This is a genomic window from Desulfosarcina sp. (genome assembly GCF_041551955.1).
Classification (GTDB): Bacteria; Desulfobacterota; Desulfobacteria; order Desulfobacterales; family Desulfosarcinaceae; genus Desulfosarcina.
Window position 1 is genome coordinate 1 of sequence record NZ_JBFELV010000133.1, and the last position, 11,576, is coordinate 11,576.

11 protein-coding genes and 1 pseudogene are annotated in these 11,576 nt (G+C 55.5%); 7 read left to right on the forward strand and 5 right to left on the reverse strand.

Features of this window, described 5'->3' with window-relative positions:
- The 3 genes and pseudogenes from ABYV26_RS11905 to ABYV26_RS11915 form a co-directional block, all read left to right on the forward strand.
- Positions 1-181, forward strand: a pseudogene (locus ABYV26_RS11905) (chorismate mutase); the annotation flags it as partial.
- Between the two features lie 116 nt (positions 182-297).
- On the forward strand, positions 298-621 hold the full coding sequence (locus ABYV26_RS11910; RefSeq protein WP_372681252.1) for a hypothetical protein: 324 nt from the start codon (positions 298-300) through the stop codon (positions 619-621).
- A gap of 166 nt (positions 622-787) precedes the next feature.
- Positions 788-1,366, forward strand: coding sequence for a manganese efflux pump MntP family protein (locus ABYV26_RS11915; protein WP_372681253.1), 579 nt, complete (start codon positions 788-790; stop codon positions 1,364-1,366).
- A gap of 151 nt (positions 1,367-1,517) precedes the next feature.
- Here the strand turns inward: ABYV26_RS11915 and ABYV26_RS11920 are convergent, their stop codons facing one another.
- The gene (locus ABYV26_RS11920; RefSeq protein ID WP_372681254.1) at positions 1,518-2,852 is read right to left on the reverse strand and encodes a dihydroorotase; all 1,335 of its coding nucleotides are present in this window, start codon (positions 2,850-2,852) and stop codon (positions 1,518-1,520) included.
- Positions 2,853-3,152: 300 nt separating this feature from the next.
- Here ABYV26_RS11920 and ABYV26_RS11925 point away from each other — a divergent pair, with 300 nt between their 5' ends.
- The gene (locus ABYV26_RS11925; RefSeq protein WP_372681255.1) at positions 3,153-5,471 is read left to right on the forward strand and encodes a hypothetical protein; all 2,319 of its coding nucleotides are present in this window, start codon (positions 3,153-3,155) and stop codon (positions 5,469-5,471) included.
- Positions 5,472-5,550: 79 nt separating this feature from the next.
- Here the strand turns inward: ABYV26_RS11925 and ABYV26_RS11930 are convergent, their stop codons facing one another.
- The 3 genes from ABYV26_RS11930 to ABYV26_RS11940 form a co-directional block, all read right to left on the reverse strand.
- Entirely contained in the window at positions 5,551-5,970 is a 420-nt protein-coding gene (locus ABYV26_RS11930) for a cyclic nucleotide-binding domain-containing protein (protein ID WP_372681257.1), read from the reverse strand.
- 564 nt (positions 5,971-6,534) lie between these two features.
- Positions 6,535-6,978, reverse strand: a complete 444-nt coding sequence (locus ABYV26_RS11935) for a flavodoxin domain-containing protein (RefSeq protein ID WP_372681258.1) — start codon at positions 6,976-6,978, stop codon at positions 6,535-6,537.
- 54 nt (positions 6,979-7,032) lie between these two features.
- Positions 7,033-8,589 carry an OmpA family protein gene (locus ABYV26_RS11940; RefSeq protein ID WP_372681259.1) on the reverse strand — a complete coding sequence of 519 codons (1,557 nt, stop codon included), beginning with the start codon at positions 8,587-8,589 and terminating at the stop codon, positions 7,033-7,035.
- 236 nt (positions 8,590-8,825) lie between these two features.
- Here ABYV26_RS11940 and ABYV26_RS11945 point away from each other — a divergent pair, with 236 nt between their 5' ends.
- The 3 genes from ABYV26_RS11945 to ABYV26_RS11955 all read left to right on the forward strand — a co-directional run bounded on the left by ABYV26_RS11945 (position 8,826) and on the right by ABYV26_RS11955 (position 10,629).
- On the forward strand, positions 8,826-9,980 hold the full coding sequence (locus ABYV26_RS11945) for an MFS transporter (RefSeq protein WP_372681260.1): 1,155 nt from the start codon (positions 8,826-8,828) through the stop codon (positions 9,978-9,980).
- Positions 9,981-10,052: 72 nt separating this feature from the next.
- Complete coding sequence (locus ABYV26_RS11950; RefSeq protein WP_372681261.1) at positions 10,053-10,412, forward strand: DsrE family protein; 360 nt, start codon at positions 10,053-10,055, stop codon at positions 10,410-10,412.
- A gap of 22 nt (positions 10,413-10,434) precedes the next feature.
- Positions 10,435-10,629: a zinc ribbon domain-containing protein gene (locus tag ABYV26_RS11955; RefSeq protein ID WP_372681263.1), complete on the forward strand. Its 195-nt coding sequence runs from the start codon at positions 10,435-10,437 to the stop codon at positions 10,627-10,629.
- A gap of 37 nt (positions 10,630-10,666) precedes the next feature.
- Here ABYV26_RS11955 and ABYV26_RS11960 read toward each other — a convergent pair whose 3' ends face one another.
- Positions 10,667-11,386 (reverse strand): DapH/DapD/GlmU-related protein, encoded by a 720-nt coding sequence (locus ABYV26_RS11960; RefSeq protein WP_372681265.1) that lies wholly within the window; start codon positions 11,384-11,386, stop codon positions 10,667-10,669.
- Positions 11,387-11,576 lie beyond the last annotated feature (190 nt).

Genomic DNA, 11,576 nt, shown 5'->3' on the forward strand with positions numbered 1-11,576 from the left:
AAACCTCACCAAGTTGGAATCGCGGCCCATTCCGGAAAATCCCTGGGAGTATGTTTTCTATGCGGCCTTCGAAGCGGGTATCGACTCGGACGAGGTTAAGTCGGCTATCGGCGAACTGACCCTGCATGCCTTGTTCGTCAAGCTGCTGGGTAGCTACCCCAAAGCGGAAAAGTGCTGGTAGTGTACGTGGAATCTTCAATCCTTTCTTGACCGGTTTTGTGATATTTTGTAAAAAGCCTCCACTGGGTAAGTATGTTTTAACACCACTATCATTTTTCAATGAGGAGAAACGGCGAGATGGCTGACTATTACATTAACGTGATTCTGGATGAGGCGAAAAAGTCCACGATTAGCGGTGCCGGTCTGGCGGGCGAGATCGTCGACATCGGTGGAAAAGAGGCGGTTCAGGTGGGAATGACTGCCAAGGAATACAAAAAGCTCGGCAAAGGCTTTTCCGGGCTGACTTGTGATGATTCCAAGGCCTGCACGCTTCCCGCCGAGGCGGAAGCCAAGCTGCTGGGGATTATTGCCGAGACGAAAACCCTGGATGTCATGAAGTTCGCCATCATGAAGCTCTACAACCCGCTGGCAGGCAAAGCACCCCGTTCTGCCCTACGGTAGTTTTTTGCCAACCGTAATCCGGCTCGGCTTTCTGCCGGTCAAGCGGTTTCATGCCCGATCGATTTTAATTACTTAGGGCCCGGGTCGCACCTACCGGGCCTTTTTTTTTGGCCGGTTGAAACCGATGGGGACTCAATCGGCGATAGCAGGAAATAGATCATTGGAAATGATCAATACACTGGCACTTGCCGTGGCCCTGGCCATGGATGCCTTTGCCGTCTCCATCGCCTCGGGGGTCTCCCTTCGGACTGTCAGCGCCCGTCAGACCTTTCGGTTGGCCTGGCACTTTGGTCTTTTTCAGGCCATGATGCCCGTCATCGGCTGGAGTGCGGGTTATACGATCAGAGGTCGCATCGAGGCCTATGACCACTGGGTCGCCTTCGCATTGCTCGTGTTCGTGGCTCAGGGAATGCTTCGATCCGCATTCAAAGGAGAATCGGTGGATGCAGACGCCAAGGACCCCACTAAAGGCATGACGATGGTGATGCTTTCCGTGGCCACCAGTATCGACGCCTTGGCTGTGGGCCTGAGCCTTTCTATGATCAACGTCTCCATCTGGACGCCGGCGTTGGTTATCGGACTGGTGGCCGGTGGGTTTACCACGGTCGGCATGCACCTGGGGAAAGTGATCGGTAACATGGCGCAGCTGAGCCGCTGGGCGGAAATGACGGGGGGGGTCGTCCTTCTGGCGATTGGCGTGAATATTCTCAGAGAGCATGGGGCGCTGGCTTTGCTTATTCGTTGATGGAGCCGGGAAAAGTTAAGATATCTGCGTGGCATCCCATCCATCGACCCTGCGGCGTGCCACCCCCATACCGTCAGCCGTACCCTCAATGATTAATCGCCAAGGTTTCAGGATGCCTCCTCCACGATGGTTGGCTGCGCAAGTATGGTCATCATCGGTCGAATTCAAGCCGTCTGCCCGCGGGTTTTGGATCGAGCTTTCCGTCGTTAAAGGCAAGGTGCCCGGAAACAAAAGTAGCCGCGACGCTCGACCGGAAGGTGCGTCCGGCAAAGGGTGTCCATCCGCAATGGTAGTGCACCGGCTGTTCGTCTACGATGGTGGATCGTTTCAAATCCACCAGAACCAGATCTGCCCAGTAACCCTCCCGAAGATACCCCCGCTGCTTTACCGCGAACAGACGCGCCGGATTATGGGCAGTTTTTTCAACTACCTGTTCCAAGGAAATCGTTCGGTCGTGGACGTGCTCCAGCAGGCTGACCAGGGCATGCTGGACCAGTGGCAGGCCCGAAGGCGCCTTCATGTATGATTGCTGCTTTTCCACCAGGGTGTGGGGGGCGTGGTCCGTGCCCACCACGTCGATTGTTCCCGCCTGCAATGCCGCCAGCAGCTCCCTGCGGTCTGCCTCCGTTTTGATGGCTGGGTTGCATTTGATCAGGTTACCTTTTTCTCTGTAGTCGATTCCCGAGAAGAGCAGATGATGGACACAGACCTCGGCGGTGATCCGTTTGGCTTCCAACGGCATTGAAGAGAGGAGCGTCAGTTCCTTGGCCGTGCTCAGGTGCAGAATGTGCAACTGGGTGTTGCACCGGCGGGCCAGTTCAACGGCCAGGGCCGTGGAACGGTAGCAGGCCGCTTCGCTGCGGATGACCGGATGAAGGGCGATGGGGATGTCTTCGCCGTGGATGGCTTGAAACCGCCGCGTGTTTTCATCGATGATGGGGCTGTCCTCACAGTGAGTGGCCACGATGGTCGGGCTGTGGGTAAAGATCTGTTCCAGCGCAGCGGGGTCGTCTACCAGCATGTTGCCGGTTGAGGCACCCATGAACACTTTCACACCGCAGGCCTGTTTCGGGTCGAGCGCCTTGACGGCCTCGATGTTGTCATTGGCGCCTCCCAGATAGAAACTGTAGTTGGCAAAGGAGTTTTTCCTGGCAATGCGGTGCTTCTCCTCCAACAGATCGATGGTGGTGGTGGGCGGAAATGTATTGGGCATTTCCATATAGCTGGTGATCCCGCCGGCCACCGCCGCGCGGGACTCAGAACGAATATCTCCCTTGTGGGTCAGGCCCGGCTCGCGGAAATGAACCTGATCGTCGATCATTCCCGGAAGCAGCGCCCGGCCGTCGGCATCGATGACCTGGTCTGCACCTCTGCCGGTCAGATCCCCGCCGATAGCGTCAATGCGGCCGTCACGGAGCAGCAGATCCTGATGGGCCGACCGGCCTTCATTTACTGTCAATGCATTTGCGATAAGAATGGATGCCATGGATGCTTCCTTTCACGATGGGCGAGGGTCACGGTTGTGGCGGGTTGTATATCGCCCACTTTAGCGGGTGACCGTCTGCTTGTCCAGACCTGACCGTGCCGGCGGCAGGGATTTCTGGGTGGCTGCCCGGCCCGCTTGGAGCGGTCGAGACCGGTGCAGATCCATTATCCCAATGCCGGGCAAGGGTGGTGGCTTTGGCGGCGGGTTAATTTTATGGACACCACAAAAGCCAAATGGTAAAGGTAACAAAGGGTTGATCAGGTCTTTTCGTTTCTCAAACAGCGGACGGAACGCGCAGGGATGCTCGATTTTCTAAAATTCCAACCCAGATTGCCCGGGCTCAAAGATTTCCCCATGGAGTCCTATTCTACCGACTTCTCGCTGGAGCGCTTGGTTCTGGGAGTGGACAATATCCGCTGCGATGTGCGCTTGAGTCCTTCCTTCTGCAGTGCCACGGCCAAGCTGGCCGCCCTTCTCATCGAACGTGAAACCGGAATCTGGACCACTTCTGAGAAAAAGCGGATGAGTGTACTCGCCAGAGAGCAGGAGGGCTACCGTCAACTCTACGGCCAGATCATGAGTGATGCGGTCAACAAAGCCAGGGCAGCCAAAGAGATGCAGGTTGACTTTCTGGCCCAGATCGCCATTCTTTCCATGGTCCACGATGAAATCCGCAAACAGTATGATATTTTGATCGGTCATTGTAAAAGTGCTATCCGCCGATCGGACCTGGCTCACCACGAGGATCACAAGAAGGCACTCAAACTCAAAGAGAATCTGGCCCATGTTCTCCAGAGCCGTGAATCGGTGCAGCAGAAGGTGGGGCTGGAGCTTTGCGGGTATTTCAGGGAGATACGGGAAACCGACATTCGGGAAATGCGTGAAGCGGTGTTCGGCCAGGATCTGCCGTTTCTTTTCGATCTGCTCACCAACCCCATCGTTCACATGGACAATCCGTTCAACGACCACTTCATGATCGAAGAGTATGACCTCTGCCTGGGGCGTCGGGTCGAAGATCCGGACCGATACGAAATGATGCTCAGTCTCATGCGCAGCATCTTCGGTTTCCTTGACATGGAGGAAACCGCAGCGATCAGTTGGACGCTGGACCGGCGACGCCGGGAGATTTCCGCTGCTGAATTGCCGGGAAATGATGAAGCCAAGAAATTTCAGCTGCAGCGCCTGGATCAGTGGATCAAGCGCCCTGACAATATCGACCTGCTGTTGAATCGAAAGCTGGCCAAGAAACAATACAAAGCCCTGAAACGGTCCAAGGCGGACAAGGAGACCCGCCGATCCCACCGGTTGAGGATGAGAAACCAAAGATTGTTGATGGGCTATTTTTTCCGGCAGTTTTCCCGAACCGGTCTCATGGAACGGATTACGGCCTCATACGAAATGCAGCCCCTATATCGCGACTACTGTCCTCCTCTTGTCCCTCAACAGGTTCTGCAGTATCTGATCAATCCCAAAAGTCGAAAACTGGTGAGAAACCGGCTCAAGCGGTTGAAGCAGCTTTACGGCAAGACGTTCCGCATGTGGCCGCTCAACCGCAAGGTGGTTCAGATGGAGCGGATGGGCAGCCGTCGGAAAAAGGAATACCTGGTCCGATTCCTGCGGGCCTTCTCCCGCTATCATCGCGACTTCTGCTGCTTCACTATATATCGTGATGCCGCTGAGCGGATCAATCTGGTCACCGACAAAAAAATTCTGGCCCTTTCCAAGGCGAACCGCACGCTGTACGAGTTTCTGCTGCCCCATGAGCAGGAAATGGGTGATAAACCCATCATGAACCACACCATCATCAAGGCCGATCTGCGCGGATCGACGGATATCACCCACCAGATGAACGAACGTGGGCTCAATCCGGCCTCCTACTTTAGTCTCAATTTTTTTGACCCCATATCCGAGATTCTTGCGGAGTATGACGCTCACAAGGTGTTCATCGAAGGCGATGCCATCATCCTGTCTATCTTCGAGCGGGAGGATACGCCCAGCGGCTGGTACAGCGTGGCCCGGTCTTGCGGCATGGCCATCAACGTGCTGATGATTATCAACCGCTACAACAAGAAGAGCCAGGAATACCAGCTGCCGATCCTGGAACTGGGCATCGGCATCTGCCATCGGGCAGATGCCCCCACCTTTCTTTTCGACGGGGACAACCGCATCATGATATCCCCGGCCATTAACCTGGCCGATCGCCTTTCCGGATGTCACAAATCCGTGCGGCGGATCATCCGTGAAAACAGCGGCCCCTTCAATCTTTTTGTCTTTCAGGGGGCTTCGGACACGGAAATGCAACAGACGGCCGATGATCTTTTGCTGCGATACAACGTCAATGGCATTGAATTGAACGAGGCCGGATTCCGCAAGCTGGCTCAGGAGATCGACCTGAAGCAATTCCACGGAAACCTTCCCGCCCTTCAGCTCGACAAGATCCGTCTTTACACGGGCAAGTTTCCCACCAAGTCCGGCCGATATCAACGTCTGGTGTTGCGCGAAGCCGACGTGCCGGCGGTCAACCCCAAGGACCTCAGCCATAAGAACATAACCCATCGTAAATACTACGAAGTATGCACCAGTCCTGCGCTTTACAAGGCCACCAAGCATTTAATTTAGCATCAACTTGACAATTGGCCATCACCAGTGCGTGCCTCAGCCGGGCTATGGACCGGCTCACCATGCTGGCCACTGAGCATCAGGCGATACTGGGGTAGAGCTTCACCAGCCGATTGCCCAGCATGGTGGCCACGCGCTGAAAAAGGGTGGCCCCTTCGCTCGGGTAGCGTCCAAGAATATCGAGAAATCGCTGCCGGTCAACTTTGCTGAGGATGGTAGGTTCCAGGCAGCGGGCTGTGGCGGAGAGGGTTTCGCGCCCGATGAGACTGGACCACCCGATAATTTCTCCCGGTTGATAGGCCACGTAAACTTCACGTGATTTTTCGCCCAATGTAAGCTTGATTCGGCCTTTGACCAGGATGTAAAAGGACTCGGCCGGGTCTCCTTCCTTGAATACCACCTGTCCCTCTTCCAGGTTCTCCTTGGTGGTGGCCGCCATTGCCTCTTTGACGAAGTCCGTGTCCATTCCCCAGAAAAGATCTCCTTGTTTAAGATACATCGGTGGGCCTCCTTTCAGTTTGGGTGGTTGCGATGGATCCAGGTCACAAGAAGGATCCATGACGGGAGTGAACGCCCCCTGGTTCGCCCAGACGCCGTGCCGGAGAATGAACCATCCTAAACCGCAACGGGGTGTCGGCGTCCGCACATGGCCACGCGAATGGGTGTGGAATCAACCGGATCAAAAAAGGAGCTGCTGAAGGCAAATCAGATTTCAGGGAATGTTTGAAATCAAAGGAAAAACAGAACGTAGCGCGTCTGGATCGAAAATTTGAGATGGCCTGGGCCGGACCGGGCGCATCGCGGTAACATCTTATTTTATAAGTAAATTAAGTGTAGCCTATCGGAAGGTGCCACGTCAACTGAAAATGAGTCAGGCAAGGCAGTCGTCGATCAAGTGACCGATTCAGGCTGTCTTTTAGATAGCGAACCGGCGCCGCCGGTTCCCAACCGTCAAAAAAATGCGGACACCTTCCACGGTCCGACCTTGATCGGTAATGTTAAAAAAAACGGCGGTGGGCTGTTCCTTCCCGCCCACCGCCATTCTCAAGCGCCGAGGATGTCATCATCCCAGTTTTTCGCCCAGCGCTTTACCGTAATCCTGGCAGGCCTTCATTCCTTGGCCGCTCTCGACCATGGCTTCCGTGAGGTTCAGGGGCCCCAGGTCGGTCATATCCATCTTGAAAACGTGCTGCATGGTGTCGAAGATCATGGGTGCACTCTCACCGCTATGGGTGTGGGAACCGAAAGCGGCGCCGATTTTGCCAGTCAGGTTGGCTTTTTCCGCCTTGAAGAGGAATTGTTTCATTCCACTGGTCATGTCTTTGTGATAGGTCGGGCAGCCGAACACATAACCGTCGTACCCCACGACGCCTTTTTCATTTTCAATGGATGCGATCTTCTTGACATCCACTTCCTTTCCTTTGATCCGAAGACCTTCGGCGATGTAGTTGGCCATGGCTTCGGTCTTGCCCGTCCGGCTGACATAGGCGATCAGTACTTTTTTCATGAAACCTCCTTGGGTTGATGGATTATTGATCTGAGAAATACACACATATGTCGATCATATGGGTTTTGCCTCAGGAATGATCAGGATGTCGATGCGGCGATTGATGGCCCGGCCGGCGCTCGTGGCATTTGAGGCCAAGGGCCGCTCGGAGCCATAACCCACGGCGGAAACGCTGTTCGGGGGCAGCGTCTGGTTGGCGACCATGTATTCGCGGACGGCCTCGGCCCGCTGCTGGGAGAGCAGCATGTTGACTTCGTCGGAACCGGTGGCATCCGTATGCCCCTCTATGATCACCCGCGGTTCATCGAAGGTGTGGATGGCCTTTTGGACTTTGCTCAGCAAGGCGTAGTTCTCCGGCATGATGATGCTTTTCCCCACGGGAAACCGCATGGCTTTTAGCCGGAGCACCAGTTGGTTCTCCTGTTTGTAGACCTCGGCTTCATCATTTTCGAAGTAGTCCTGGACCGCCACGTAGAGCTGGTTGAACTTCCTTTCTGCGGCCAGGCGCTGCTCCGCGGCCATGCGTTCCCTGGCCATGCGCTCTTTGGCCATTTGGTCCTCCCGGGTTTTGCCCTCCAGCGTGGCCACGCGCACATTGAGTGCGTCGATCTGGGCCTGGTTGTCCGCCTTGAGCGTTTCCATCTCCACCAGCAGCGCCTGATTCTTCTCGGACATGAACGTGCGGTCACTTTTCAGGGAATTGACCGACCCGATGATATTGTCCAGTTGGGTCTGGTATGCCTGGTCGCGCATATCCTGGGCACCGAGCGCGGTAGATATCGTATGCAGGTGATTTTCCACCAGCAGAACGATCGCCTCTGGTTTCATGGTTTTGATCCGGTTGCTCTGCTCGGTGACCACCACCAACCGGTTGGCCTTGAACAGGGCTTCCCGGGCCATGGCGTGCATCTCTTCCTTGGCATAGGGATTGGCCGAGATGAATGCGTCGGTCGCATTGATCTGATCCACGGCCTGGTCGTAGGAGCGGGGAGCGATTTTTTGGGCATCGGCTGCTTCGGCCCGGGCGATGAGCGCACGGACTTTTCCGATGGTCTCTTCTTTGATGGCGCGAACCTCCAATTCCCGGTAGCGCTCGATCACCTTGCTTCGATTATTCTGGGCATAACTGAGATTGTCCCGTTCGATGGCCCGGGTTAGGTTCAGAAAGTCGTTTTCCACCCGACGGTATTCATTTTCGAACATGGCGGCCCCTGCACTTCGGGCCATTTCACGCGCCTTGAGGGTGTCGGCCAGCGTCGTTCGCGAAATCGTGGCAATCTCCTCGGCGTTCTGAAGGTAATTACGCGATTCCATGACGGCCTTGCGGATATCGGCGATCTCATTGCCTTTTTCAAGATCCTCCTGGGCGCTGAAAAAAGCCCTCTCCGCCTTTTTGAACCCCTCGGGGGAGAGGATGTTGAGCTGAGCCATGCGTGCTTTGGAAATATCGCTGCTGAGCTGGTTGACCAGCTCGACCGGATTGTCCATCATGGCCTTGTTCTGATTGTGGGCGCCCGCGGAGTCAGCCATCTGAGACTGAACACATCCGATCAGGGCAAGACCGACAATCACCAGGGGAATCCAAATCGGATTTCTGGCTTTATTTTTCATTTTATCCTCCTTGGGGCTACAATTTTTGAATGGATCTGTTTTCCGGGATAGGACGATGGCAGGCAACCATCAATGACGCGACATGATGCGCATATTTTCGATTTATGTCAACATTTCAGTACACCAGGCCATTTTCTCCCAGTCAGGCAACTGGTGAAAGGCGTTGCCTTTCCCACCAAAATGGATATGATGCCCGGACAATCAATATCCTTACCTTCATTGTTTGTGGGTTGTCCATGATCAGCGAAAAAAACGCCATCAGAATTCAATATTTTCTTTACTTCGGTGCCATGGGCGTGTTTCTGCCCTATTTCAACCTCTATTGCCTGAACCTTGGTTTTACCGGATTTCAAATCGGCAGCCTGAGTGCCGTTCGCTCAGCCGTGCTGATTCTCTTTTCCATTTTCTGGGGTATCCTGGCCGACCGAAAGGGAATCCGCCGTCCCATATACATCCTGTGCAGTATTGCCAGTACCGCCCTGTGGGCACTTTTTCTCTTCACCACCGATTTCCGGTTCATGCTGCTCCTCACCATCGTCTACGGTGCCTTTTACGCGCCGATCATCTCCTTTCTCGAAGCGTTTGCCATGGACGTGCTCGGCAAAACCAAACACCGCTATGGCCGCACCCGGGCGTGGGGATCGATCGCATTCATTGCCGTGGTGCTAATTTCGGGGAAAATGATCGACCGCTATGCCGTGGGTATCGTCATTGCGCTGGTTCTGGCCATTTCAACCGCCCAGGCCATGACCGCCTCCACCATGCCCCGAATCCGCTCACAGCGGCAGGCCCAACCCCATGATGCCGTGCGGTTGTTTTCGGGCCACACGCTGGTATTTCTTCTGTGTGCGTTTTTCATGCTGGTAAGCCATGGGGCATACTATGGATTTTTTTCCATTCACCTGGCCCGGCTGGGGCACGGCGGCAGTTTTATCGGCGTCTGTTGGGCCCTGGCGTCCATGGCGGAAGTAGTGGTGATGATCAACTCGCCCCGACTGTTTGCCCGTTTTTCCTTCAAACGGATACTGGCGGTGTCCTTTGCCGTGGCGGTATTGCGCTGGGGCTTGCTGTACGTCGCCCAGTCGGCGATGGTGATTTTGGCCAGCCAGCTGCTCCATGCAATCACCTATGGTGCATTTCACATGGCCGGCATCCTATACATGGATCAGCTCGCGCCGCCATCGGAAAAAACCCTGGGCCAGGCATTGAACAATGCCGTGACCTATGGATTAGGACTCACCGTGGGTTTTTTTGTCAGCGGTGCACTTTATGACGCAGGCAACACGGCACCGCTTTTCCTGCTCAGCGCCGGTGTGGCACTGGCGGGGGGGGTGCTGTTTACAGGATTTCATTGGGTCGTTTCCTGCGGTAAACCGAAACCCGAGACCTGAGCCGTCACCCGTGCCGGCCATGGAGACGTTTTGAAGTGGAAAGGTTCTAAACGAAAACGGAAAGGAACAACCATGAAACTGCACGTCGTCATTGTCCTGTCCTGTGGCACCGACAACCCCAACCGGTCCACCCGGGCGATCCATCTGGCCACCATCGCCCACAAGGAGGGCAAACAAACCACCCTTTTTCTGCTCGATGAAGGCGTATACATTGCCAAGAGAGGGCTAGCGGATCACCTGCGGGCGGCGACGGGGGACGTGGCCGACGACCTCATCGCCTATCTTCAGGCCCACGAGGTGCCGATTCTAGTTTGCACGCCCTGCGCCAAAGCCCGGCATATAGACGAGAAGGAACTCATCGACGGTGCCCGAATGGCCACGGCCGCCGAGCTGATCCACATGTCTTGTGACGCGGCGGTCATCAGCCTGTAGACCGTGAAAGGATTCGATTGCCATGCCCACAGCCGAGTGCCGGTGCAACGCATGCAGCCACACGTTTGCGCATCTGACGTTCAAAGGCGATGAGACCCCGCCCGTATGCCCCCGGTGCAAGGGAAGGGATATTCGAATGAACACCAGCCGGGAGGGCTTCATGGCCGGTTCCGGATTGGGATCGCGCATCGTCGGCATTCCCAAAGGACCTTCCTGAGCGGGGTGAGATAAATCGGCGGTCGGTCGATTTTGTTTCAATCCCCTCTGGCGGGAAACAGCAGGTGGCGCAGCCAGCCAAACAGGGTATTGCCCTGGAGCATGGCTTGCTCCCAGGCCATGAATTCCCGGGAGAGTTTGGCCGGGTCGGAGAAAAATTCGGCACGGGTGGTGAAGGACTCTTCAGGGTTCAGCTGTTTGACCACCCGGGCCGGGTTGCCGGCGGCCACGCAGTTGGCGGGAACCGAATCCACCACGATGGCCCCGGCGCCCACGATGCTGTTCTCGCCGATGGTCACGCCCTTGCAGATGATGGCGCTGTCTCCGATCCATGCATTTTTTCCGATGGTTACCGGCATGGCATGGCCAAAGGAGATGCGGTCGTAGATCCCGTGCCAGTCGGAATCGGTAAGGTAGGCGCCGTTGGCGATCATGCAGTTGTCGGCGACCCTGATACCGGCGGCGCTGCTGATCCTGACGCCGGGGCAGATCAGGCAGTAATCGCCGATGGTGATTTGTCCCTTGCCTGCCTGGTCCGGCCATACCGACAGCCGGATTTTTTTATCCGGGGTGGCGATGATCGTGGCGAATCGTCCGATGGCGATCGGCGCACCGAACAGCTCCACATGCCAGGGCCGCATGAAGGTGAACCCCCTTCCCAGGTGCTCGAGTTGGGGGGCCAGAAAGTGCCGGGCATAGAATCTCTGAAACTTCAGGTATGCCTTTTTGACAACGTAGGGGCGATGATCTTTAATCATGATGGATTTGTAAAAAGCCCGATATCTGCGTTACGCTTCATCCCTCGTCACTGCAGCGTACCATATGTACGCCTCATTCCTCGAGATTCGCAAGCCTTGATCTCGGGCTTTTTACGAATCCATCCAGAATGTGATTTATTCTGACTTCATCAAAATATTGATGGTTCCGTAAAAAGTCACAAGTGGTGTC

What these genes read in the sequence shown, in the direction of transcription:
- ABYV26_RS11955 (WP_372681263.1), top strand. Translation starts at nt 10,435, where the DNA reads ATGCCCACAGCCGAGTGCCGGTGCAACGCATGCAGCCACACGTTTGCG.
- ABYV26_RS11940 (WP_372681259.1), bottom strand. Translation starts at nt 8,589, where the DNA reads ATGAAAAATAAAGCCAGAAATCCGATTTGGATTCCCCTGGTGATTGTC.
- ABYV26_RS11920 (WP_372681254.1), bottom strand. Translation starts at nt 2,852, where the DNA reads ATGGCATCCATTCTTATCGCAAATGCATTGACAGTAAATGAAGGCCGG.
- ABYV26_RS11915 (WP_372681253.1), top strand. Translation starts at nt 788, where the DNA reads ATGATCAATACACTGGCACTTGCCGTGGCCCTGGCCATGGATGCCTTT.
- ABYV26_RS11935 (WP_372681258.1), bottom strand. Translation starts at nt 6,978, where the DNA reads ATGAAAAAAGTACTGATCGCCTATGTCAGCCGGACGGGCAAGACCGAA.
- ABYV26_RS11960 (WP_372681265.1), bottom strand. Translation starts at nt 11,386, where the DNA reads ATGATTAAAGATCATCGCCCCTACGTTGTCAAAAAGGCATACCTGAAG.
- ABYV26_RS11930 (WP_372681257.1), bottom strand. Translation starts at nt 5,970, where the DNA reads ATGTATCTTAAACAAGGAGATCTTTTCTGGGGAATGGACACGGACTTC.
- ABYV26_RS11950 (WP_372681261.1), top strand. Translation starts at nt 10,053, where the DNA reads ATGAAACTGCACGTCGTCATTGTCCTGTCCTGTGGCACCGACAACCCC.
- ABYV26_RS11910 (WP_372681252.1), top strand. Translation starts at nt 298, where the DNA reads ATGGCTGACTATTACATTAACGTGATTCTGGATGAGGCGAAAAAGTCC.
- ABYV26_RS11925 (WP_372681255.1), top strand. Translation starts at nt 3,153, where the DNA reads ATGCTCGATTTTCTAAAATTCCAACCCAGATTGCCCGGGCTCAAAGAT.
- ABYV26_RS11945 (WP_372681260.1), top strand. Translation starts at nt 8,826, where the DNA reads ATGATCAGCGAAAAAAACGCCATCAGAATTCAATATTTTCTTTACTTC.